The following is a 24,482-nucleotide window of genomic DNA, read 5'->3' on the forward strand; positions in this document are numbered from 1 at the left end:
CCGGGCTACTCGCCGGTCTCGCCAGCCCCGGGGTCGCTGGCGTGGTCGCGATCGCCTTCGCGCTGCCGCGTGGCACGCAGTTCGGCTAGCTGCTCGCGAGCTTTGGCGTGGGCGGTGCGTTCCTCATCGAGGGTTGTACGGACGCTGTCGAGGCGGGCTTCGAGGTCGGCGGTGCGTGACCGTTCGCGTTCGAGGTCCTGGCGCGCCTCGGCCAGCTGGCGACGCTCCTCCTCCAGCGCGCCGCGCAAGTCGTCGATCCGGGCTCCCGCCTCCTCGAGTCGCCCGCGAGCGGTGGCGAGCTCGCCGTCGAGCCGGACGTTGTCGACCTCGAGGCGGCTGGCCGCAGCAGCTGAGGTCCGCGCCTGCTCCTCAGCCGTCTGACGGGCCTCATCGGCCCGAGCGCGGGCCAGCTCGGCGTCGCGTCGCTCGCGCTCCGCCTCCGTTGCGTCGCGCCGAGCGGTGTCACGCTCCTCGCCGGCGCGGGTGGCGTCTCGACGCGCTGCGTCGGCGTCGGCGAGCGCTTGGTCGCGCGCGGCCTCGGCGGCCTGTGCCCGCTGCTCCGCCGACTGCTGGGCGGCCTGTGCGGCTTCGGCGGCCGCGGCCGCCTCCGCGCGATGCTCTTCGGAAGCGCGGGCCTCCTCGCGGGCGTCGTCACGCTCGGTCAACGCCACCTCCAGCTGGTCCTCCGCCTCGCGGCGCTGACGATCGGCGATCGCAGCCGCCTCACGCTCGGCGTCGGCGGCGGCCTCGGTGGCGCGGCGGGCGGCTTCGGCGGCGTTGACCTTGGCGTCACGGTCGGCCTTGGCGGCCTCGGCCTCTGAGCGGGCGATGTCCAGTTCCACCTCGGCGCGGTCGAGCAGCTCATCGTCGACGATCTCGGCGATCGTGGTGACGGCGGCGTCGACACTGACGCGGCTGCGGCGTAGCTCGTCGACGGTGGCGCCTACCACGTCGCGCAGCCGCACCGACGGGCCCGTGAAGGGCTGGGACAGCCGCGGGTCGTCCTCGTCGAGTGTGACGCCCGCAGCCTCGGCCTCACGCCGGATGCGTTCGCGGTGGGCGCGCAGGGCATCGTGGCGCACACCGTCGACGTCCCGCTCGCAGTAGATCCGCGGGCGGCCCCCGGGACGGCTCTCAGCGGGGGAGTGGGGACACTCGCTGTTCCAGTGGCCGCCCGGCCAAGCACACCGCGCGGCAGACAGCGTCTGAGCATGCGCCTCGGGGTCGCGTCCGGGCTGATCGCTCATAGGCGGCTCTCCTAGACGAGTTCTGCCGGATTGTTTCATCGCGAGACGTGGAAGTCAACTATGCGACGAAAGTAATGGAAGTAGTGACGAAAGATATAACGATAGGGAAGTACCCCATGGCCGGCGCAACAGAAGCCCGAGCACAGACGCGGTGGGGGACTCCCGCTAGCCGCGCTCCGCAGCTGCGCGAACACGATCGGAAGTCACTCCGAAAATCTCTGACAACGCCGCCCGGTGACGTTCGTCGAGGGCGCGCTCACCACGCTCGATCGCCGCATACAGCGAGCGGGAGACGTCGAGCTTGTCGGCAACCTGACCTTGGGTCAGACCGGCCCATTGGCGCAGGTCGACGAGGGTCGCCTGGTCAGGGTCGACATCCGTCAGCTCGTGCGGTGCGACCCCGAGCAGTGCGGCCAGTCGAACCAACGTCGCTGGCGACGGTGTCCGACCGCCGTGCTCCCAGGCCAGGTAGTTGGTGCGCTCCACACCGAGCAGCTCGGCAACGTGTTCCTGGGTCCACCGGCCCGTGGCGTGACCTGTGCGGGCTCGACGTTCCTCACGTGCGGAGCGCAACCGGCCCGGGTGGAACCCGCGGACGCCCTTCCTCACCATTGCCGGATAGCATACGTGTCGGACCCAGGCGAAAGCGGGCTCTGGCGTGTGGATGCTCGATGACGTCGACGCCGACCAGGTCGAGACGGTGGCCCGAGCATGGGTGGACCGGTTGGGGCTGCGCCCCCGCACCCGGCTGCGCTACCACCGCCACTGGAGCCAGTTCGAAATTCACGCCCGAGACTTGCGCCCGTTGAGTAGCCAGACGCGTGGGAGCTGTGCCCGCGGCAGCGACGCTGGCACACGGCATATCTGGGTTGCAGACCACCCCAGCCGCGAGCAGCTGCTGGAAACGCTCACCCACGAGATCGCTCACGGGTTGATGCCATGGCGGGAAGATCACACCGCCCGATGGCTACAGCTGCATGTGGCCACCCTCGAGGCGTTCACCGGCGCGGCCCACGCAGCCGCGGTCGGTAACGTCGCGGCGGTGCAGTACCACCTTCGGTGAAGCGGGACAATCCTACGGCGAACCGGCCGACTGAGAACGCCGCGCTCTACCTGGAAGCTCCAGGACGGTTCGTAGGCGTCCACGTCACGGCTGGACGTGACCTGGCGTGCACGCAGGGCCACGGCGTCTACGGTCCGGGCTGACCAAAGCGAGATCTGCGACTGTGGAGGGCTTGGTGGGTCGGCTCGTGCTCGTGTTGGTCGCTGTGGCTGCGTTGCTGCCGGCCGTCCCGGCGGTGGCGGCGGACACGTTGCAGATCGTTCAGTTGGCGGTGGGGCAGAACGACGCGGCGTTGTTCGTCGGCCCGTGCGGTGAGGTCGGGATGGTGGATGCCGGTGCCGGTGCCCGCGATGAGGTGCTGGGCTGGCTGGACGCCCGCAACGCGCGCGGCAGGCTGAAATGGGGAGCGGTCTCTCACTACGACCAAGACCACGTCCGTGACATGGAGCATGTCGGCGGGGCTGCTGGGGTGGGGTTGGAGGCGGTGTACGACCGCGGCGGCGACCGGACGGTCAAGGACTCGGACACCTACCGCAGCTACTACGACTGGGTGACCGCTGCCGGGATTCGCCGGCCCGTGGACATCGGTGCGGTGTTCGCCCTGTGTGCGGGCGCCCAGCAGGTGACGTTCACGGTGGTGTCGGCAGGCACCGACGGCACCGCCGCCGACGGGGTGGCGGTATCGGAGGAAAACGACCGGGGCCTGTGCCTGCACGTCGAGTACGGCCAGTTCGACATGGCCACCTGCGGCGACATCAACGGCAGCAACGAAGGGGCCCGCACCGACGTGGAGTCGGCGGTGGCCGACGACATCGGCGACGTCGAGGTCGCCAAGGTCAACCACCACGGGTCACGCTTCTCGTCCAACACCACCTACACCTCGACCCTGTCGGCCCAGGCCGCCATCATCTCGGTGGGCGCCAACAGTCACGGGCATCCCACCGGCGAGGCGATCAGCCGACTCAACCTGGCCGGCACGGCCCTGTTCCAGACCCAGTCACCCAACGGCGCCGTGGTGGATGGGGACGTGACCGTCACCGTCCAGGGCGACCTGGTGGCGATCTCGACGTCCGGGCGGCCCCACCATCTGCGGTTCCGTGTGGACGAGGCCGGCGGTCACGCCGGGCACGACGGGGTCGCCCGCCACGCCGGAGCCGACCGGATCGCCACCGCAATCGCGGTGTCCCAGGCTGCGTTCCCGAGAGCCGACACGGTGGTGTTGGCCCGGGCGGGGGACTTCCCCGACGCGCTGTCGGGCGCGCCGCTGGCCGCGTCGCTGGCCGCACCGGTCCTGCTCACCGCCCAGTCGGCGCTGGTCGACGAGATCGCCGGCGAGATCCGCCGCCTCAACCCCCACACCATCGTGCTGCTGGGCGGCACCGCCGCGCTGTCACCCGCGGTCGAAGACCGTGCCCGACAGCTGGCGCCCACCGTGGCCCGCATCGGGGGGGCCAACCGGTGGGAGACCGCCGCGCTGATCGCCAAGCAGACCTCTGGGGGTACGACCGACGTGGCCTACCTTGCCGCCGGCGACAACTTCCCCGACGCGGTGTCGGTGTCGGGTCTGGCAGCCATGCAGCACCGTCCGATTCTGCTCACCGGCCCCCACGACGTGCCCGACGCCACCATGCGCGCCGTTGCCGACCTGAAGGTCAACACGGTCATCCCCGTCGGGGGGCCGGCGGCTATCGGCGAGGCGGCGCTGGATGAGCTGCGCGCCGCCGGCGTGGCGGTCGCCGGCCGGCTGGCCGGCGCCAACCGGTTCGAAACGTCCCACGCCGTCGGTCAAGCGTCGATCGCCGCGGGGGGATCACCCGATCACGTGTGGATCGCCACCGGCGGGGCGTTCCCCGACGCGCTGTCTGCCGGGCCGGCCGTGGCCGCAACCGGCGGGATCCTGGCGCTTAGCCCCACCGACAGCATGGACATCGATGGCACCACCCGCGACGCCGCCGGGCTGCTCGAAACCCTCGGGTGCCGGATCCGGTCGGTGTCGCTGGTCGGGGGCCCCGCCGCGCTCACGGACAACGTGCAGGCTCAGGCCGACCGATCCCGCGACGGCACCTGCGACCCGCCCGCAGCCGACAACGGCGCCCGGGCCGCGCCGCTGGCGATCACCCAGATCGTGGCCGACCCCGACGGTGACGACGTCGCCTTCGACGGCGGCGAGTACATCGCCGTGCGAAACGACGGCACTTCTGCTGTCTCGATGGACGGTTGGACCGTCCGTGACCAAGCCGGCCACGTCCTGGCCTGGTGCCCGATCACCGTCAACCCCGGCCAGACCGCGCGGCTGTACACCGGGCCCGGCAACGACGGGGCCGACCATTGCCACGCCGGGCGCGGCACCGCCGTATGGAACAACACCGGCGACACCGCCCAGCTCATCGCTCCCGACGGCACCATCGTGGACACCTTTTCTTACTGAACCCCTGCCGGGAGAGCACGACGGCGCGTGCCCGGACCACTGGACGCTGACGCCTGCCCAGCTCTTACCGCCGCCCGACGTTGTTGCCGCCCCAGCCGAGTCGCAGCCGCCAGGTAGCGCCGGCGCGACAACAGGCTTACGCCGAAGTTCGACACGAGCTGGCGTTACAGCTTTCTCGCATGCTAGCAATGACGCATTCCGTATAGACGTATGGTTGGCAAGCGAGCGAGACAGTACGGTTCACCCGAGCGAGGAGACTGGGATGGCAGGTCACGAAGCCTTAGAGCTCGTTCCCCTTGCTACTCGGGTCACCGATCCTCTCCGACGTGCCGTCAAGGCGCGTGCTGCTCTAGAAGGCCGTTCCGTCCAGGACCTGGTGACACAGGCCTTGGAGGAGTATCTCGAGAACCACAAGGCGCCGGAGCAGGTGGCACCGTGAAGCGGCTTCTGCCGTCACAGGCAATCCATATTCCGTGCCCACCATCCAACACCCGTCGTGGAGAAGCTGTGCTAGACGATGAGATCGTGCCGGAGCACGAGCGGCACAGCGCGATCACCAGCCAGTCCATCGGCGTGCCTGAGCTCGAGACGCTCCTCGACGTCGTTCCCGCGGATGCGGATGAAGTCGCCTACGGGTCCGCGATCGTCGACGACAACGTCCTCGGGTTGAAGACCGCCACGTCGCGCGAGTGGCGGTTCAAGACCCTGCGGCGCCTTTACCTCCTCACCCCCGAGTCCGTCTTGTTCCGCGCTCTACGCGACTTGTGGGCCGGGGACCCAGAAGCTCACCCCCTGCTGGCGTGCTCGTGCGCCATGACTCAGGACACGGTCTTCCGAGCGACCGCCGCGTTAGTGCGTGACATGCCGATCGGAGAGGAGGCCTCCTCCACCGACTTCATCGAACCCATCGAGAAGCAGTTCCCAGGGGCGTACCAGGAGTCCACGATCGCGACCATCGCGAAGAAGGCCTACGCCTCGTGGGCACAGACAGGACACTTCGGGGAGCCGAGCGCAGGCGTGCGTATCCGCAAGCGAACGACGTGCTGCCCCGAGAACGTCGCCTACGCGCTGCTGATCGGCCACCTGGAAGGGGCCCGCGGCGAGGCGCTGTTCGAGACGCTGTGGACCGACATCCTCGATCACCCACGATCACATCTCTTCGACCTGGCGTTCATGGCATCCCAGCGGGGGATGATCGAGTTCCGCAACGCCGGTGGCGTTGTGGAAGTTGGGTTCCGACAGCTCCTGCGGCCGATGGAGGGCCAGCTGCTGTGAGCTACGTCGACGATCTCATCGAGTCCTACCGGAAGTTCGTGGACCTTCCGTGGCCGGACAGCGTCGCGCCTCCTCAACGGGTGTGGATGGCCATTTACCCGCCGCTGTACGAGCGTCGGGTCCGGCTCAACCTCCAGGAGTTCGCCAACGCCACGATCAAGGCGGGCCACTCCTGGGGCTGCATCGACATCACCACGTCGTTCGAGCGGTGGATGGCCGGTCACGAGTACGCCGAGTCCTACTTCGAAGAGCCCGACCTGCTCGGGACCGCTCTGCCGGCGTTCTTCTCGGCCCTCGTCAACGAGGTCCGAGAACAGCTCGAGGAGCATGACGACCCGAACGGTGTCGTCGCGCTGCTCGGGGCCGGGACGATGTTCGGGCTCGGGGACAGCGTTCGGGTGTCGGCGCTCGTCAACGAGATCAACGCCTCGATCGCCGGTCGGCTGCTGGTTTTCTTCCCAGGCCAGTACGAGCACAACAACTACCGGTTGCTCGACGCGAAGGACGGCTGGAACTACCTCGCAGTACCGATCACCACCGAGGGGGCGACGCGGTGACGAAGAACAAGGAACTCTTCGTTCAGGATCCCATGCAGACGAAGATCCCCAACGATGGGGTCTCCAAGGTGGTGCGACCTGAGACACAGCAGCAGTGGGAGGTCCTCGAATGGGAGCTCCGCAGCTTCGTCTGTGAGGGCGAGTACGCACGCGGTCTCGAGCGGATCCTGGACAGCTTCCTGCGGAACCTCGGGCAGGCGCAGCAGCCCGCCGTTTGGGTCAGCGGCTTCTATGGCAGCGGCAAGTCGCACCTCTGCCGCGTGCTGGAGTACTTGTGGCGGGATGTGACACTCCCTTCAGGGGAGTCCGCACGTAGTGTGGTCAACCTGCCCCACGAGATCGACGCGCACTTCCGGGAGCTGTCCACCGAAGGGAAGCGCCAAGGCGGGCTGTGGTCCGCGGCGGGAACGCTCGGGGCCGGGAAGTCGCAGGCCGTTCGGCTCGCCTTCCTGTCCGTTCTGTTCGACGGTGCCGGCCTTCCCCAGCAGTACCCGCACGCGCGATTCGCCATCTGGGCCAAGGACAACGGCTACCTCGACAGGGTGGTGGCGGCGGTCGAGGCCGAGGGCAAGTCGTTCGAGCACGAGGTCCACAACCTCTACGTCTCACCGATCATCGCCAAGGCGCTCCTGGAGGAGGACCCCACACTGGGGGAGTCCGTCAAGGACGTCCGCGGGCTCCTCCAGGCACAGTTCCCAGCGCGCATCGAGGACATCAGCGACGAGGAGATGTTCGAGGCCATCGAGGACGTACTGCGGCTGCAGTCCGACACCGAAGGTCGCTACCCGCTGACGTTGATCGTCCTGGACGAGATGCAGCAGTACCTGGGCGACGACAACACCAAGACGCTCGCGGTGCAGAACATCGTCGAGGGGGTCACGGCACGGTTCGACAATGCCGTGATCTTCGTCGGGACCGGTCAGTCGGCGATGGGAGGCACCCCGACGCTCCAGAAGCTCACGGACCGGTTCCCCGTCCACGTTCACCTCTCCGACAAGGACGTCGAAACCGTCGTCCGCCAGGTCATTCTCCGCAAGAAGCCCGATCGTCGCGCCGAGCTCGAGAGCGTCCTTGAGGACGTGTCCGGGGAGATCGACCGGCACCTCGGCGGAACCAAGATCGCCCCCGTCACCGCCGACAAGCAGGACCTCGTCGCTGACTACCCGCTCCTGCCTACGAGGCGTCGCTTCTGGGAACTCGCACTGCGTGCGCTCGACAAGGCCGGCAAGGCCGGGGTCCTGCGAACCCAGCTACGGATCGTCCACGAAGCTACGAGGGAGGTGGCGGAGGAACCCGCCGGCTACGTCGTGGGCGCCGACTTCCTCTACCACCAGCAGGCACCCACGTTGCAGCAGAGCGGTGAGCTGCTCAAAGAGATCAGCGAATCCATCCTCGCGCTGAAGGACGAGGGTGGGCCCGCCGGCGAGCTGAAGTCCCGGATCTGCGCACTGGTGTTCCTCATCACCGAGATCCCGGCCCAGATGATCGGCACGGGTGACACCGGGCTGCGAGCTACCGCGCCGTACATCGCCGACCTACTGGTGGAGGACCTGCCGCACGGGGGGGCGCAGATCCGCAAGCGCGTCCCCGAGCTGCTCGATGAGCTGACCGAAGCGGGTCGGCTCATGCGGATCGACGACGAGTACCGGCTGCAGACCGAAGAAGGAGCGGAGTGGGAGAAGGACTACCGGACCCGGCTGACCGCAACCCGCGACGAGCCGGGCAAGCTCGCCACGCTCCGCAACGAGCGCCTGCTCCGCGCCGTCGACGAGGCACTTGTGGGACTTCGCCTGACCCATGGGCAGAGCAAGACGCACCGGAAGGTGGTCCCCCACTACGGCACCGATGAGCCGACCGCGGACGAGGGCGACATCCCCGTGTGGGTCCGCGACGAATGGACGGTCACGGAGTCGGCCGTCAAGAACGCGGCCGCACAAGCCGGCGACGCCGACCCGGTGGTCCACGTCCTGCTCCCCAAACGCGATGCCGAGACGATCAAGGACGCACTGGCGTCGTACGCCGCCGCCCAGGAGACGCTGCACTCGAAGCCGACCCCGCAGACGGATGAGGGCAAGCAGGCGCAACGGGCGATGAAGGGCCGTGTCGCCGCCGAAGAGGACAGGCTGACCAGCCTCTTCCAGGAGGTCGTCGCCAACGCTCGCGTCTACCAGGGGGGCGGCAACGAGGTGAACGCGCCGACCCTCCGAGAAGCCGTCGAGATCGCCGCGCAGCGATCGCTGGTGCGGCTCTTTCCGAAGTTCGACGTAGCCGACGACGCGAACTGGGGCAAGGTCGTTAACAAGGCGCGCGACGGCGCGCCCGACGCACTCCAGGCCGTCGGCTACGCCGGTGAGGTCCCGGCCCATCCCGTCTGCAAGGAGGTCCTGGCAGCCATCAGCGCCGCAGGAACCAAGGGCACCGAGATCCGGGCACGGTTCTCAAGTCCACCGTACGGCTGGGACGAGAACGCCGTCCGCGGCGCGCTCATGGTGCTGCTCGCAACACGCCACATCCGCGCCGCGCAGGACGGCGTCGCCCTGAGCGGACCGAAACAGCTCGAACCACGCCAGATCGGCAAGACGACCTTCTACAAGGAAGAGGAACCGCCGACGACGTCCCAGCGGATGGCCGTCCGGGGACTGCTCGCTACGGCCGATATCCCGTACGAGAACAGCCAGGAGCAGACCCAGATCCCAGCCCTTCTGCAGAAGCTGCTCGACCTGGCGTCCGACGCCGGAGGAGCTCCTCCACTTCCCGAGCCGCCGGACACCTCCCACATCGAGGCGCTGCAGTCGTTGGCTGGCAACCAGCAGTTCCGCGAAGTGGCCGACGACCACGAACAGCTGAAGAAGAACCTCAACGACTGGCGCGCCGCGGCCCGTCGCCGTGAGGAACGCCAGAAGGAGTGGGCCGCGCTCGAAGCCCTCCTCCATCACGGAAGAGAGCTCGACGTCACGGCCGAGATCGCCGCCCAGCAGGACGCGATCAGAGACGACCGCCAGCTGCTCGACGATCCCGACCCCGTCCGACCCCTCCTAGATGCGATCACGGATCCACTTCGCGAGGCCGTCACCGCAGCGGCGGAACAACTTCGCTCGCATCACGACGAGGTGATCGCCGACCTTGAGGCGTCCGACGAGTGGCGGCACCTGGGAGACGACGACTGGGCGGAAATCATCGCCGAAGTGGGACTCCAGCGGCCCGGCGACATCGACGTCTCCACGCAGGACAAGCTGCTGGCCGTTCTCAACGACGCACCATTGAGTAGCTGGAAGGACCGCACCGAGGTCGTTCGCGCACGCGCCAAGCGCGCCCGCGAGCTGGCCGCCAAGAAGCTCGAACCGGAGGCGGTTCGCGTCACACTGGACTCCGCAACGCTGAAGAGCAAGGACGACGCCAACTCCTACATCGCCGACGTCCGTCAGCGGATCATGCAACACATCGACGACGGCCACACCGTCATCATCTGAGTACCGGGGACAGTCCGATGCGAGCACTCTCCAGCGACCTTCGACGGCAACTCGAGTCGGCGGTGTTGGCCGGGCGTGGTGCTGCTGAGGTCGGGGTGCGGGCCGCGATGCAGCGGCTCGGACTGCCTGACCAGCCCAAGCCGTCGTACCTGGATGAGCGCGAGGCGCGTCTGCGTAAGGCGCTACTTGCGAAGCGCCGTCAGCTGGGTGGCGACTTCGAGGTGCTGGTGTGGGAGGCCGCCTACGAGCAGTGGCACCGGCTGCTGTTCGCACGGTTCTTGGCCGAGAATGGGTTGTTGCGGCACCCGGAGTTCGACGCGCCGGTGACGCTGGCGGAGTGTGAGGAGCTGGCCGAGGAGCTGGCCGAGCCGGACGGCTGGTCGGTGGCGGCGCGGTTCGCGGCGGAGATCCTGCCGGGGATCTTCCGGCTGGAGGACCCGTGTGTGCAGCTGCGGTTAGCACCGGAGCATCGGGTGGGGTTGGAGAGGATTGTTGAGGGAGTGCCGGTCGAGGTGTTCGCGGCGGACGATAGTCTGGGGTGGGTCTACCAGTACTGGCAGTCGGAGCGGAAGGACCAGGTCAACACGTCCGAAGTGAAGATCGGGGGGGCGGACCTTGGGCCGCTGACGCAGTTGTTCACCGAGAACTACATGGTGCGGTGCCTATTAGAGAACTCTCTGGGAGCGTGGTGGGCGGCCCGGCATCCGGACTCTCCACTGGTCAAGGAGTTCGAGTTCCTCCGGTTCGACGACGACGGCCAGCCAGCAGCCGGCAGCTTCGACGGGTGGCCGGACACGGTCGCCGAAGTGACAGTGATGGACCCGTGTTGCGGCTCGGGACATTTCTTGGTCGAAGCGTTCGGGATGCTGCGGCGCATGCGCGCCGAGGAAGAAGAGCTAGGTCCGGTCGCGGCGCAGGATGCGGTGCTGGCTGACAACTTGTTCGGGTTGGAGCTGGACCCGCGGTGTGTACAGATCGCGATGTTCGCGGTCGCGTTGGCGGCGTGGAAGCAAGGTGGCGGCTGGCGGCGGCTGCCGACCCCGAACATCGCCTGCTCGGGTATCCCTGCCAAGGCGCCCCTAGAGGAGTGGACAGCGCTAGCGGACGGTGACGAGCGGCTCCAACGGGCGTTGGAGCGGCTTCACGCTCTGTTCAAAGATGCTGACACCCTGGGGAGCCTGATCGACCCCCGGCGCGTCGCCGAGATGGCCAATGCCGCCGGCCTGCAGCGATCGTTCCAGGACGTGGACTTCGACGAGGTCGCTCCGCTGCTGGAGAAGGCCGCCGCCCGAGAAACCGACGATCCCGCCACCGCCGTCCTCGGAGCGGATGCGGCCGGAATCGCCCGCGCCGCGAGCCTTTTGTCACGCTCATACACGTTGATTGCCACCAACCCCCCATACCTAGGGCGAGGGTCACATGGCGAGCTGCTTCAGCAGCATCTAGACCGCAACTATCCGGCAGGTGCCGATGAACTCGGAGCTGCGTTCTTCCTGCGTTCGCTCGACCTTCTGACGCTAAACGGTTCCGCATCGGCAGTCCTCCCCCAGAATCTCTTGTATCTCAAGGCCCACTCATCTTTGCGTTCGCGCCTTCGCGATCTCGATCTTTCCATGATTGCGCGGCTCGGCGCGGGCGCCTTTGGCTCGATCAGTGGGCAGGTCGTCCAAGTCGCTCTCGTAATCGCCTCGCTGCTCATTCCTGAAAGTGGCTCCCGAATCGCTTGGATCGAAGCAAGAGAGGAACCGTCACCGCCACGCAAGGCGCGGCGGCTCGCCACTGGGAACCCCGTCCGCGTACAGCTTCAGCAACCTGACAAGGAAATGCCATTTTCTCCTATACAGCGGGCCGGTCTCAGCCAGCTCTCAGACTTTGGTAGGGCCTGGCAGGGACTTGTGACGGGGGATACAAACCGCTACGTCCTCAACTTCTGGGAGGTAACTACGGATCCAGATGTTTGGCAGAAGTATGTGATCGCCCCCGACTTCACCGCTCCTTACCGGGGCCGTACGTCCCTCCTGAGGTGGGAACGTGGGAGGGGGGCGCTGGTGAAGTCAGGGAAGGCTCACAATTTCAACCCTGAACGGGTGCTGGACCGCCGAGGCGTGTTGATTGCTCAGAGCGGAAGCTTGTCTTCCACAATCTACGATGGGGAACCCTTCAATGATGCCTCGTGTCCTCTCATCCCAAAGTCTGATGACGACTTGCCAGCGCTCTGGGCGTACTGTTCTTCGGATGAATATGCGGAAGCCATCCGGTCAATCAACCAATCGATAGTTGTTCGACCTGGTTACCTCACCGCGGTGCCGTTCGACGTGGAGCGGTGGCGTGCGGTTGCGACGGAGGAGTTCCCGGACGGTCTGCCCGAACCGTGGTCGGATGACCCGACCCAGTGGTTGTTCGAAGGGCGTCCGGAGGTGGCGACGGAACCGTTGCAGGTCGCTGTCGGCAGGCTGGTGGGGTACCGGTGGCCGGAGCAGCCCGGCGAGGACGACCTCGACGAGTTCTCGGATGCCGACGGGATTGTGTGCCTGCCTCCGGTGGGTGGGGAGCTCCCGGCCGCGGATCGGCTCACCGCGTTGCTGGCCGGGGCATACGGCGATCAGTGGTCACCGGCGCTACTACGGAAGCTGTTGGAGCAAGCGGGCTCGAAAAAGAAGAGATTGGCGGGTTGGCTCCGGGACGACTTCTTCAAGCATCACTGCAAGGTGTTCGACAACCGGCCGTTCGTCTGGCAAATCGCGGATGGGCGTAAGGATGGGTTCTCGGCGCTGGTGAACTACCACGGGTTGAATCGGTCCGGTCTGGAGAAGCTTACCTACACATACCTGGGTGATTGGCTGGAGCGCCAGCGTGCTGACGCGGCCGAGGATGTGGCTGGAGCGGACGTTCGGTTGGGGGCAGCGCGGAAGTTGAAGGACAAGCTCGAGCGGATCCTGGAGGGTGAGCCGCCGTTCGACATCTACGTGCGGTGGAAGCCGCTGCCCGAGCAGCCGATCGGTTGGGACCCGGACCTCGATGACGGGGTGCGGTTGAACATCCGCCCGTTCGTCGAAGCCGATGTGTTGGCAGGCCCGTCGTCGGTGCCGCGGGTGCATTGGAGGAAGGATCGGGGCAAGAACCCAGACGGGTCCGACCGGCGCAACGACCTGCACTACACCATCGCCGAGAAGCAACAAGCACGCCAGAAGGCCGGCAAGGCATGACCGAAATCCTCCTCGACCAGATCGAGACCCACCTCCAGCAGGCGTTGACCTACAACGAGAACGCGGAGGTGGCTCCCGTGGCCCTGCTATGGCCCGACGGGGACGAGCAGTTCGTCGAGACCGTCGATGCGCTGCGCGATCGTCTGCCGTTGCTCACGCTTGGCGACCTCGACGAAGACATGCGGCGAGGGCCTTCCTACTGGCTCAGGTGTGCAGTGGCAGGGACGGTGGAGGTCGACCGCCCTGAAGGGGTGCCCGTCGTCTACTTGCCAGGCGTCCGCAGAGAAGATCTGCGTGCGATCGAGGACTGCCCCCGAGAACTCGCGCCGATTGCGGAGCTCCAGTACCGAGGGCAGTGGTTCGCGCATCCCAACGGCAGGGACTGGACCGTTCGAGGCTTGCTCTCGAACCGTGAACGTGGGCTCGGCCTCCAGCTGGCTGGCGACGCCGCGACCGGTGACGCACTCCTCAATGCATTCGAACAGCTCCTCGCACTTCCGAGTCGGCGGCTCGCAGCCCAGTACATCGATGCCGAGTTCCTCCACCGGCTGCTCAACCCCGACCCGGTGGCGCGCCTCCTGGAGTGGCTCGATGACCCCACAGGTTTCCAACAGCGGCTCGGCACCAGGGAGTGGAAGGCGTTCGTTGGCCTAGGCCAGAGCGAGTTCGACTTCGACCCTGGGGCGGAAGGCGAGATTACCGGCGGCCGCCTCCTTGGTGAGCGTCGAGGGCGATGGTCGGAGGTGTGGAGCCGCTTCGAGCAGAGCCCTGAGCGCTACAGCGGTATCGAGGCGCGTCTACGCAAAGGAAAGCCCACGGACCAGCTGTTCGCTGGCCAGCCGGGTGCGTGGCCACAGGACAACGAGGAAGCGGAGACCAGGCTCCGCCTTGCACTCCAGGATCTTGCCGAGGTCCCCGCCAGCGATGCGCGAGAAGCAATCGACAAACTCTGGAACGAGCACCGCGACCGGCGCAACTGGGTCTGGGCCAAGCTCGACCAGGCCCCGCTTGCTTTCGCGCTGGAACAGCTGCACCGACTCGGGCAAGCCACAAGTTCCGCTGTGACCGGGGACGTCGACGTCCTCGCCAACGCCTACGCTGACGACGGCTGGAAGGCTGACGATGCGCTTATAGCGGCCCTTCAGGCCGCGACGGGCGCATCGGACCGCGAGGCGGTGGTGGCGGCCGCCAACGCGATCTACCGGCCCTGGGTCGACGCGAGCGCGCGTGCACTCCAACGCGCGATCGGTCCACTCGCGAACTCGGGCACCTACAGCCCGGGACCCAGTGCTTCGACCGACCCGGGGACCGTGACGGTGTTCGTCGACGGTCTGCGGCTTGACCTCGCTCACCGGTTAGGCGAACGTCTGGGCGGCCTGGACGTGCTGATCGAGATCGCCTTGGCGGCGCTTCCCACCGTGACCGAGACCGCGAAGCCCGTCCTGACACCCGTACCGGCGGGAAGTCTCGCGCCCGGCAAGGATCTCGGGCCGGTTCGGGCGAGTAGCGGGGCCAAGGCCACCATCAACGTCCTTCGTGGCTTCATGGCCGAGGCGGGCGTCCATGTCCTTCGAGGTGCCGAGACCGGCGACCCATCCGGGACCGCCTGGACCGAAACCGCGGACATCGACAAGCGCGGGCACGACTTCGGCGTGACCTTCGTCGACGAGCTCGACCGAGAGCTCGATGACATCGCCAAGCGCGTCAAGACGCTGCTCGATGCCGGGTGGGAACAGGTCGACGTGGTCACCGACCACGGCTGGCTGCTCCTGCCTGGGGGGACGGAGAGGGTAGATCTGCCGGCGGCGACGGTGGAGGTCAAGAAGGGCAGGTGCGCCCGCTTGAAGGACGGCGCAGATGTCTCGGTGCCGACCGTCCCATGGCACTGGGACAGCAACGTTCGCATCGCCCTTGCCCCGGGTACGAGCTGCTTTCAAGAGAGCAAGGGGTACGAGCACGGGGGCGTGAGCCTGCAGGAGTGCGTTGTCCCGCGGCTCTCCGTCCGGCCTGGAGCTGTTCAGACGACGACCGGCGGCGCGGCGATCACGAAGGTCAAGTGGCTGGGCCTGATGTGCCGCGTCGAGTACGAGAACATCGCCCCCGGCGCCAAGGTCGACATCCGTGGCCGACCCGCGGATCCCAGCACGAGCGTCGCCGAGACCGTCAAGGAGACCATCGGGTCCGGACGCCAGTCCCTCCACATCCCAGACGAGGAACTCGAGGGCGAGCCGGCGTACGTCGTGGTCGTCGCGGACGACGGCAGCATCCTAGCCCAACGTGATGTGGTGATCGGAGCCAACCGATGATGGCGCTCGACGACCTCGACCAGCTTGCGGCACGTGTCTTCGAGGGCTACCTCGTCAAGAAGGACCTCGCCCAACAGTTCCGCGGTCAGTACCCCGTACCGACCTACGTCGGCGAGTTCCTCCTCGGGCGTTACTGCGCCACCACCGACCCGAACGAGATCGCCGAGGGGCTGGAGATCGTGCGGCGGTCGATGAGCGAACGCACCGTCCGGCCAGGCGAGGAGGAGCTGTTCAAGTCGCGGGCGCGGGAGAAGGGCGCGATCAAGATCATCGATCTCCTCCGCGCGCGCCTCCACGCGTCGTCCGACAGTTACAAGGCCGAGCTGCCAAGCCTGCAGCTGAAGAACATCCACATCTCCGCGGACCTGGTCAACCAGCACGATCGCATGCTGACGGGCGGGTTCTACGCAGAGGTCACCCTCAACTACATGGCGGCCTTCGCGCGCGAGGATCGGGACTCACCGTTCATCATCGACTCCATCCGGCCGATCCAGATGTCCACTCGCGATGCGCTGCTGACGTTCATCGAGGGGCGCAGAGAGTTCACGTTGGAGCAGTGGCGCCATCTGCTGTTGCGCAGCGTGGGGTTCGAGCCAGCAAAGCTGACCGCCCGCCAACAGGACATCCTGCTGTGCCGGATGGTCCCGTTCGTCGTTAACAACTACAACATGGTGGAGCTCGGACCGCGGGGGTCCGGCAAGTCCCATCTTTTCCAGCAGATCTCACCCTACTCGCACCTCGTCTCGGGGGGTCGGGCGAGTGTCGCCAACATGTTCGTCCACCTCGGCACCGGCAAGCGCGGTCTCGTCGCGCAGTACGACGTCGTCTGCTTCGACGAAGTGTCCGGTGTCCAGTTCGACTCCAAAGAAGGGGTGAACATCCTCAAGGGCTACATGGAGTCGGGGGAGTTCAGCCGTGGTCGCGAGTCGATCAAGGCCACCGGCGGAATCGTCATGGTGGGGAACTTCGACGTCGACGTGGAGGACCAGCTGCGCAAGGGTCACCTCCTCGAGTCGTTGCCCAAGGAGATGCGTGACGACACCGCGTTCATGGATCGCCTGCACGCCTACCTGCCCGGTTGGGACGTCCCCAAGCTCGGCCCGGCGTACTTCACCGACCACTTCGGTTTCGTCAGTGACTTCCTCGCTGAGTGCTGGACGCACCTGCGCAACACGAGCCGGCTCGACGCGATCCGGGGCCGTGTTGAATGGGGCAGTCACCTCTCGGGCCGCGACCGCAAGGCTGCGGAGAATACGATGAACGGCCTCCTGAAGCTGCTCTACCCGGATCCGGAGACCGAGGTCCCCGCCGAGTTCCTGGACTGGGCCGCCCGCCTCGCCGTCGAGCTTCGCCGGCGCGTCAAGGAACAACAGGCGTTCATCGGAGAGGCCGAGTTCGGCAACGTCGACCTTTCCTACTCCGTCGACGGCGGGCCACAGAACGTCGTCGTCTGCGACGAGTCGCTCCGTTACCGGCGCGCGGCCCGCGACTCGGTGTCGCAGGCAGACGAAGAGCCCTCGCTCCCAGCGCCGGATCCCCAAGAGGTTGCCACATCCGCAGCCACCGTCTCACGTGCCTACGACGTCGGGGACGCGGTCGCCGCCCGGTTCGAAGTTGAGGCGGTCTTGGGCAGCGGCGGGTTCTCGCGCGTCTACAAGGTCCGCGACCGGGTGGAAGACGTCCCACGAGCGCTCAAGCTGTTCGAAAGCGCGGCCGGTTACGACGCCGTCCGTCGCGAGATCAACGCGTTGAGGAGGGTGAACCACCCTCACGTCGTGGAGGTGATCTGGGCCGACAAGACCCCGGAGGGCGAGTGGTACCTCATCATGGAGTTCGTCGAGGGGGACCTGCTCACCGAGTACGCATCCGGCGAGAAGCACCTCCGAGACCGTGAGGCCGTCGACCTTGCCCTCGACATCCTCGACGCGCTCGTGGCGATCCACCCGGACTCCTCGAGACTCGAGGAACTGGAAGAGAAGCGTCGCGACGGCGAACTCTCCCCGGACGAGTACTACGAGAAGCAGGAACTGCACGACCAAGGACTGGTACACCGCGACATCAAGCCCCAGAACATCGTGCTGACGCGGTCGGGCGCCAAACTGCTCGACTTCAACATCGCGTCGCGCGTCGGTGATCCGGTCCGGACCGTCTCAGGCACGCCCCCGTACCAGCCGCCCGACGTCGACTACACCCGCTGGGACGTCTCCACGGACCTCTTCGCTGTGGGCGTCACCCTGTACGAGCTGCTCTGCAACGGCCAGCACCCGTATCCGGGCGGGCAGCCCATGACAGGTGAGCAGGTACGCGACCCACGGGGCACCAGGCCCGAGCTCGACGCCAAGCTCGCCGAGTTCCTCGTCCGCGCTTGCGCCCCCTACCGGGAGGACCGGTTCGCCACCGCAGCTCAAATGAAGAGTGAGCTTGAGGTCATCAGGACCGAGATGTAGAGGCAGGGGCGGGCATGCGGCGACGGTGATTTCCAACGCGGCGAGGGCAGCGACGCGCCAGCCCGGCGTCGACTGTGCTTACCAATCGGCCTCTCGAGCCATCGCGGCCTGGAACTCAGCGATGTTCTCCAGGGCCGACATCACACCCCCGGACAGAAGGTTGAACGCTGACCGGAAGTGCTCGTGCATCGCGACGATGTCTACGTGAGCCTGGAGATCATCCGGCTTGGAGAGAAGCGGCCGGGGTGCGTCCACGAATGTCCCATTAGCAGCCCTCACCTTGGCGTACCTAAATGTTTCGCCAGTGGGATCGAGTTCGTGAATCGATATGAGAGCACTGTGAGTTTCCGGCGGCAGCTTCTCCTCGCCGAGCCGAGTCAGGAGCCCATCCAAGCGGGTCGTAAGCCGATGAAGATTGTGCCTGGCTTCCCGCGCCAACCAGTCGTCGATGGCAGCGCGGTCAACCTTCGCATCGCGGTGGCCCTCGGCACGGAGTCGGGCTCCGCACTCTCGTATTGCAGCCTTGAGGACGAGTTCAAGGGCGTGCCTATGGTTGAACACCAGTGGTTCGAATAGCAGGTCGTTTGGGCCACGGTGGACCCAGTGCTCGACGATCAGATCAGCGGCGTCAGCGAAGCCGAGGGCGATCGCATGGTCATCGTGCCGTTCGACTACGGCGTTCAGGCGCCAGTTGCCAGCCGGCCCAACGGGTCCGAACACTCTCGGCTTCGTCATTTTCGGAGTATTCCCTCCTGTGAAGCGGTAGCTAGGTGAGCGGCCGACGTCAGGGTCGTTGACTGCACGACGGCGCCGACCGCAGCGCCTCCCGCGCTGCGGTACTTCCGGGAACCTTTGCCGTTAGATGAATGAAGAGGCCAGGAGCCCAGCCGCACTTCCGCTCTGGCGGTGCGCTGACACCGATTCCGGCCCCATTTTGGCTTGAAACATCACCTCTCATGGTTGGCTGGTGGCCCGAGGCCGAGCCCGCGGTGTTAAAGACAAGGTTGCGTGACGTCATGCTGTCTCTGGCGGCGCCATCCGATCCGACAAGGATACGGAATCGGAAGTAGCAAGGCGGAAGTGCGCGTGCTGCTGCCTGCAGCCCGGAGGTCCTCGTTCCTCTTACACTCACCTCATGTTGCGTCCTGGAAGCTGCGTCGTACCCGCGGGTGGAAGTCCCGACCGGGTAGACACCGGAGTGCCCGGCAGCAGGCCCCAGTTTGTCGTCGAGAGGCGGCAGGCCGAGCGGGGTGTCGAAAGCCTCTTTGGAGGGAGCGGGCACGCGGGCCGTAGCGTGAAGCGAATCCTGCAGCCTCGTCAGAGAAACAATGGGGAAGCCGAGCCGCTCATGTCACGGCGAAGGCCATGTCCCGCAGGCCCGGTTCCGCGGTCAGCCTGTGGGATTCCTCCGGGGTACGGGGAGCGGCACGTGTGCAAGGGACGGCGCGGAACAGGAGAGGCCCGTCTGCCTGGCCTACGTCGGGCGAAGACCGATGCGATAAGCCGATGGTGAAACGCAGCGGAGGGCAGCGGGAGTCCGACGGGGTCGTAGTACCGCTACGAGCCGGGGGACAACACAACCCCCGGTCAGGGAAGGGCCCTGACTTTGGTCACGTGAGCGACGCGGGTACGCGCAAGGGCATGGCCGGGACCGCCCGGTCCAACCACCCCGGCTCGGATAACCGGGTCGAACTTCATCAGTTGGCGCCGGTGGACAACGTGCGACGCCTGCAACGCAAGCTATGGGCTGCGGCCAAGCAGTCCCCGGAGCGGCGTTTCCCGACCGGCGCTGGCATCCACGCGACGGAGTGCTGGTCCGCTACGCGGACGACTTCGTCGTGATGTGCCGCAACCAGGCGCAGGCCGAGTCCGCGCTGGCAAGGCCCGGGCCATCCTGGCCGGGCAGGGTCTGGAGCTTCATCCGGAGAAGACGAAGGTCGTTGACCTACGGGAAGGCACCGACGGGTTCAACTTCCTGGGCTGCCACTTCCATGCTCGTGTGTCGGGTCGGCTGCTGGAGCGCGGCATCCGCCGCTACTACCTGCACCGGTGGCCCTCACAACGGTCGATGAAGCGCGCACGCGCCAGGATCAGAGCCCTCACCGGCCGCAACCGAGCCCACCAGGACATCCGGGACGTGATCGCGCTGATCAACCCGATCCTGCGTGGGTGGGGCAACTACTTCCGCACCGGAAACGCCTCGAAGAAGTTCAACCAGCTCGATGGCTACGTCTGGCGGCGGCTGCGACGGCTCATGGTGGCTCGTTACGGTCGCAACCTGCACGCCGGTCGGGCTGACGCCTGGACTCGCGAGTGGGTTCGAGGAACACGGGCTGCACCGCCTCCGAGGCACCGTCCGCTATCCGGGAGCTGCGTAACCATGCCAAGAAGACCATCGGTAAGCCGTGTGCGGGAGAACCGCACGCACGGATTGAAAGGGGAAAGCGGAAACGGGCCCTCATGGGCACCGCGCCGCTGACTACCAATGGATCCGGGCCCTGACGCTGTTGAGCGACGGGATCAGCTAGTTCGCGAGGCTTGCCGACAGGCAGGTCTACGGCTCGCTGCTTCGACGACTCCAGACACCGCCCTGATCGCCACCGGCGAAATCCTCTTCTGGGTCGTAGCGGCTGACGACAGCATGTTGAGATCTCGCCCCGGCTATGCCGCCTACCGCAACGAGGAGAGCGAGGATCGGAGGCTACTGATGCAAGGGCTCCGGTACCCGCGAAATGTCCTGGCGCATGAGTCTGAAGCCTGGGAGTTCGGTACCGCCGACGTGTACATCGACGTCTACACGAACATCTACGGGGTGTGGGTGTGGACGGATCTCGGCCCTCCGCGCCGTGCCGTGGACAGCGTCCTCGCCCAGCACGCCGCCTACCACACGCGCCTTGCAGGTCAGCCCGTGATTACGACAACGCGACAGGCCTTGGCGATGCTCGAGGAGTACTGGAATCGCTAAGCATCTCTGGCCTCCGTCCCGTCACGCAGGTGTGTCGCCGGCCTGGGGGGAGGCCGACCCGAATTCCAACAGGACCCCCTCGGCCCTCCGATCGTCAAGTCGCCCCGGTCGCGCACAAGCATAGGGACATACGTTCAGGCCCAACTGGGGAAGCCTCCGGAAGTTCCCCCAACGCCATCGAGGATGTTGCGTTGACGATCACATCGGCGACCGCCCGCGCGGGGCTGTAAGGGCGAAATCCATGTCGGGTCGGTGGAGCATCGCTTATCGTCCGTCGGGGGAGGGGTGGGGTTGGTGTTGGCGTAGCAGGTGGGTGATGGGTGCGGCGCGAGCGGTTTCGTGCAGCCCGGCTCCTGACAGGCGTAGGTAGATCGAGGTGGTTGAGATGTCGGCGTGGCCCAGCAGGGCTTGTAGTTCGGCGATGGTGGTGCCGTTGTCGAGCTGACCCAGTGCGTAGCTGTGGCGGAACGCGTGGGCCTTCTCACCGGGGCGGATACTCACCCCGGCGGCGGCCAGCCACCGGTCGACCAGGTGGTCTAGCGCTTGGGTGTTGAACCGGCGCCCGTCGGTGCGCACGAACAGGTGCTGGTCGCTGGCCTGCCCGCCAAGCTGGCGGGCACGGCGGTCGGTGAGGTAGGCGTCGATCGCGTCGAGGACCTCGACGGCAACCGGCACGACCCGCTGCTTGCCGCCCTTGCCGGTGACCCGCAGCCGGTAGGCGTCGTCGCGTCCGACGTCGCCGATCTTCATGGCGGTCAGCTCGCTGGCGCGCAGCCCCGCGCCGGCCAGTACCGCCACCAGCGCGATGTCACGGGTGGGCCACGCCGCCGTCGAGTCGGGGTCGGGGGTGGCGGCAGCCTTCAGGATGCGGGCCAGCTCGGCGTCGGAGAACGCCACCGGCAGCTGGGAGGGCGCAGCTGGCGTCTCGAAGCCCAATGTCGGGTCGGACGTCAGGTGGCCGTGACGGACGAGCCAGCGGCACAGGCCCCGCCACGCCGACAGCATGCGCGCCCGGGTGGAGGCCGCGTAGCAATCGGCCACGAGCGCCGAGGCAACGGCTGCCAGGTTGTCCTCGGTCAGGTCGGCGACGGTGACGCGCGCCAGCTGACGGTTGGTCGCCGCGTTGGCCCCGGCCGCGTCGTCGCCGTCGGGCGGGTCGGGATCGGCTCGGCCGTGGGCGTCGGCGGCGCGGCGGGCCAGACCGGCCAGATCCGAGCGGTACGCACGTTCCGAGGCGGGCGACAGCCCACGCCGAGAGCGGGCGCGCTTGTCGTCCACCCAGGCGTCCACCAGCTCGACCAGGCCGCCGTCCACACCCCAACCTAGCCGAAATAACGCTGGTTATTACGGAAGCGTGGTGGAAGAGCATCGCCAGGTCGCGCCCCCGCCGCAACCGTGCCAATGCGATTGCGTTCCCACGATGGACGAACGCGTGCTGTCACCATCGCCGGCGAACAGCCCCTTATTCCACATAGCCTTCATTCTCCGCCTGTTCTTCGGCTTCGAGGAACTTGTGTAGCGCCCGATGTTCGTGCTGTCTTGGAAATGCTGTTCGCGCCTTCGTCTGCGCGCTGTAAGCAGCCGTCGGTTTATCTTCGTACGGCAGTACCACGTCTCTGACGGGAAAGAATGCAATCTGGGCAACCCTCAGCCCGGGAGAGAGTACGAGGGGAAGCCGCCCGGTGTTCTGCAGTTCGAGGGTGATGTACCCCTTGAACCCTGCGTCGATCATCCCGGCAGTTGCATGCACCTGCAGACCCAGGCGTGCCCAGGTGGACCGTCCTTCGAGGTTGCCCCACAGGTCGTTGGGCAAGTGGAGATATTCAAGCGTCAGAGCAAGCAGCAGTTCCCCTGGATGCAGGATTACGTCCTGCTTCTGGCCAGTTGTTAAACGGAACTCCTCAACCGAAGCATCCAAGAGTGAACGGATGGTGTTGGGATCCGCGCCCGGGTTTAGCGACTCGAACCGCGAGGTTCGCAGCACTTCCCATTCGGTGCCTAGCCGCAGATCGACGGTAGTCCCGCCGACCTGACCGTAATCCATCAGGGGCCGGATCACCAGACGTCGATCCCGGCCGGCATGCGTCAACCGCCTCACCAGGTGATAGTCGGTGAGGGGACTGGTCTCCTCCGGGTCGTCTGACGTCGACGGGATCGCGACGTCGACGGATCTGATCTGTGCTCGCTCGCGGATATCATCATCCCATTGCAGAAGCCATCGATGGACAGCGGCGGCCTGAAGCGAGCGGGACAACGCAATGTCCCGGCTGGCCAGCTTCGCCACCGCGTTCTCGATTCCTGCTTCGCCATCCTCGTCTCCGAGCCCGGGTAGTTCGAGCCATCCGAGTTGTGTCGCCGGATCCGCGAGCTCCTCCTCCCACGCGGCCCGCAGAATTTCCGCATCAGTGCAGGGCGTGTCAATTGCAGCTTGGAAGAACCGTTCTCGAAGCGCGGCGTGGGCGCGCAGCATCTCAAGATTCGCCCTAACCGGCTCGATGACTTGAACGCTGCTCGCTGGTTCGTGGGCGCCGAGAAGCCGCCTCGCTCGCGCGACGACGTTATTCCGAGGTGACTGAGGACTGAAGCCCTCGACCAATCCGGCTGCGAGCTCAGCCAAGCTCACCGCGAAGTCTCTCTGCTCATCAGTAACCTCTACTTCATAATCCCACTCGTCAGGAAGCCCTGCAGCAACGGCGTTGCCTTCGTCCCCCAACTGTTGCAGCCGAATGAGGATCCTCGGTGGTCTGTCGGCGTGGCCGCCCCGCAACGCGAGGTGGCCCTCCGCTGCAAGCGCGTAGAGGTAGGCGAGACCACATGCGCGGTAGGCGATAAGGTCGGCAAGAATCTCATCGAAGGCGTGCTCCTTCTCCGCCGAGACAGCGTCCCCATACCGTTCCTGGAGTGCATCATCGATCTTTGATTTCAGGGGTTCGCCACCTGGCCCGAGCCAGTGACCGAACTCGTGGACGAGCAGTGGCCAACGCAGGGGTGTAAATGTTTCCGCGAAGGGAATCGGCAGCGCGACGACAGATTGGGCCGACGATTCGAAGACCCGGCTGTTCCAGTCGGAGAAGGGGCTGTAGCTGACCGTAAAGCGCCGCTGGTGAGCAGGCCGTGTAGGAGACATGTCAACTACACGGGCGAGGAAGAACATCAGGTCCGCTGACGGTCGCGGCCCGAGAGGGAGGTAGGGGAAGAGCTCAAGTTGAGTTGTTGCGAGCTTGTCGAATCCTGTTCGGGTCAGGTTCGCCAGCGATCGCCTGATCGCAGGCGGCCAGGACTCCGGAGCAGATGGATCGGAGGTTTCCAGGAGCAGCTCGACCAGCTGGTCAATCTTGGCCTGGTAGCTCCGCAGCGTCTGGGCCATGCGGGCCCTGGCAATGCCGAGGAACGACTCCTCACCGGGTAACGTCGCTCGTCTTAGCTCCTCGAGAGCTCCGAGGAAACGCAAATGTCGGTCGCGTACATCGCGTACCCCGAATAAGAGGAGCCGGTCCGCGAGGCCGTCCATCATATTG

The 24,482-nt window shown here is 66.5% G+C and carries 14 protein-coding genes and 1 pseudogene; 10 read left to right on the plus strand and 5 right to left on the minus strand.

The features are described 5' to 3' along the window. Positions 1–5 precede the first annotated feature (5 nt). Positions 6–1,247, minus strand: coding sequence for a hypothetical protein (locus KY462_13690; GenBank protein ID MBW3578765.1), 1,242 nt, complete (start codon positions 1,245–1,247; stop codon positions 6–8). Positions 1,248–1,412: 165 nt separating this feature from the next. Continuing rightward, complete coding sequence (locus tag KY462_13695; protein ID MBW3578766.1) at positions 1,413–1,856, minus strand: XRE family transcriptional regulator; 444 nt, start codon at positions 1,854–1,856, stop codon at positions 1,413–1,415. 55 nt (positions 1,857–1,911) lie between these two features. On the opposite strand from KY462_13695, the gene KY462_13700 reads away from it, so the two are divergent. From KY462_13700 to brxL, 8 genes are all read left to right on the plus strand, one after another. Next, complete coding sequence (locus tag KY462_13700) at positions 1,912–2,310, plus strand: hypothetical protein (GenBank protein MBW3578767.1); 399 nt, start codon at positions 1,912–1,914, stop codon at positions 2,308–2,310. Between the two features lie 175 nt (positions 2,311–2,485). After that, entirely contained in the window at positions 2,486–4,738 is a 2,253-nt protein-coding gene (locus KY462_13705; protein ID MBW3578768.1) for a cell wall-binding repeat-containing protein, read from the plus strand. Between the two features lie 507 nt (positions 4,739–5,245). Then, on the plus strand, positions 5,246–6,013 hold the full coding sequence (locus KY462_13710; protein ID MBW3578769.1) for a hypothetical protein: 768 nt from the start codon (positions 5,246–5,248) through the stop codon (positions 6,011–6,013). 86 nt (positions 6,014–6,099) lie between these two features. Then, positions 6,100–6,570, plus strand: a complete 471-nt coding sequence (locus KY462_13715; protein ID MBW3578770.1) for a DUF1788 domain-containing protein — start codon at positions 6,100–6,102, stop codon at positions 6,568–6,570. A 32-nt stretch (positions 6,571–6,602) separates the two neighbouring features. Further along, positions 6,603–10,040: a BREX system P-loop protein BrxC gene (brxC, locus tag KY462_13720; protein MBW3578771.1), complete on the plus strand. Its 3,438-nt coding sequence runs from the start codon at positions 6,603–6,605 to the stop codon at positions 10,038–10,040. Between the two features lie 17 nt (positions 10,041–10,057). Further along, a complete protein-coding gene (locus KY462_13725; GenBank protein MBW3578772.1) occupies positions 10,058–13,246 on the plus strand; it encodes an SAM-dependent DNA methyltransferase in 3,189 nt (1,062 codons plus the stop codon). After that, positions 13,243–15,552 carry a BREX-1 system phosphatase PglZ type B gene (gene pglZ / locus KY462_13730; protein ID MBW3578773.1) on the plus strand — a complete coding sequence of 770 codons (2,310 nt, stop codon included), beginning with the start codon at positions 13,243–13,245 and terminating at the stop codon, positions 15,550–15,552. Before KY462_13725 ends, pglZ begins: the two co-directional genes overlap by 4 nt. Continuing rightward, a complete protein-coding gene (gene brxL / locus KY462_13735; GenBank protein MBW3578774.1) occupies positions 15,549–17,999 on the plus strand; it encodes a BREX system Lon protease-like protein BrxL in 2,451 nt (816 codons plus the stop codon). Before pglZ ends, brxL begins: the two co-directional genes overlap by 4 nt. A 78-nt stretch (positions 18,000–18,077) precedes the next feature. On the opposite strand, the gene KY462_13740 is transcribed toward brxL, so the two are convergent. Continuing rightward, the gene (locus KY462_13740; protein MBW3578775.1) at positions 18,078–18,734 is read right to left on the minus strand and encodes a hypothetical protein; all 657 of its coding nucleotides are present in this window, start codon (positions 18,732–18,734) and stop codon (positions 18,078–18,080) included. A 1,007-nt stretch (positions 18,735–19,741) separates the two neighbouring features. Between KY462_13740 and KY462_13745 the strand changes: the two are divergent. Together KY462_13745 and KY462_13750 are read left to right on the plus strand one after the other, a co-directional pair. After that, a pseudogene (locus tag KY462_13745) lies at positions 19,742–20,377 on the plus strand (hypothetical protein). Positions 20,378–20,706: 329 nt separating this feature from the next. Further along, a complete protein-coding gene (locus KY462_13750) occupies positions 20,707–20,964 on the plus strand; it encodes a hypothetical protein (GenBank protein MBW3578776.1) in 258 nt (85 codons plus the stop codon). Between the two features lie 264 nt (positions 20,965–21,228). Here the strand turns inward: KY462_13750 and KY462_13755 are convergent, their stop codons facing one another. Both KY462_13755 and dcd read right to left on the minus strand, forming a co-directional pair. Next, positions 21,229–22,278 carry a tyrosine-type recombinase/integrase gene (locus tag KY462_13755; protein MBW3578777.1) on the minus strand — a complete coding sequence of 350 codons (1,050 nt, stop codon included), beginning with the start codon at positions 22,276–22,278 and terminating at the stop codon, positions 21,229–21,231. 148 nt (positions 22,279–22,426) lie between these two features. Then, positions 22,427–24,331: a dCTP deaminase gene (dcd, locus tag KY462_13760; protein MBW3578778.1), complete on the minus strand. Its 1,905-nt coding sequence runs from the start codon at positions 24,329–24,331 to the stop codon at positions 22,427–22,429. Positions 24,332–24,482 lie beyond the last annotated feature (151 nt).

Source organism: Actinomycetota bacterium, from assembly GCA_019347675.1.
GTDB lineage: Bacteria > Actinomycetota > Nitriliruptoria > Nitriliruptorales > JAHWKO01 > JAHWKW01.

What these genes read in the sequence shown, in the direction of transcription:
- KY462_13740 (MBW3578775.1), bottom strand. Translation starts at nt 18,734, where the DNA reads ATGACGAAGCCGAGAGTGTTCGGACCCGTTGGGCCGGCTGGCAACTGG.
- KY462_13700 (MBW3578767.1), top strand. Translation starts at nt 1,912, where the DNA reads ATGCTCGATGACGTCGACGCCGACCAGGTCGAGACGGTGGCCCGAGCA.
- KY462_13690 (MBW3578765.1), bottom strand. Translation starts at nt 1,247, where the DNA reads ATGAGCGATCAGCCCGGACGCGACCCCGAGGCGCATGCTCAGACGCTG.
- KY462_13750 (MBW3578776.1), top strand. Translation starts at nt 20,707, where the DNA reads ATGCAAGGGCTCCGGTACCCGCGAAATGTCCTGGCGCATGAGTCTGAA.
- KY462_13725 (MBW3578772.1), top strand. Translation starts at nt 10,058, where the DNA reads ATGCGAGCACTCTCCAGCGACCTTCGACGGCAACTCGAGTCGGCGGTG.
- KY462_13715 (MBW3578770.1), top strand. Translation starts at nt 6,100, where the DNA reads ATGGCCATTTACCCGCCGCTGTACGAGCGTCGGGTCCGGCTCAACCTC.
- dcd (MBW3578778.1), bottom strand. Translation starts at nt 24,331, where the DNA reads ATGGCCCAGACGCTGCGGAGCTACCAGGCCAAGATTGACCAGCTGGTC.
- brxL (MBW3578774.1), top strand. Translation starts at nt 15,549, where the DNA reads ATGATGGCGCTCGACGACCTCGACCAGCTTGCGGCACGTGTCTTCGAG.
- brxC (MBW3578771.1), top strand. Translation starts at nt 6,603, where the DNA reads ATGCAGACGAAGATCCCCAACGATGGGGTCTCCAAGGTGGTGCGACCT.
- pglZ (MBW3578773.1), top strand. Translation starts at nt 13,243, where the DNA reads ATGACCGAAATCCTCCTCGACCAGATCGAGACCCACCTCCAGCAGGCG.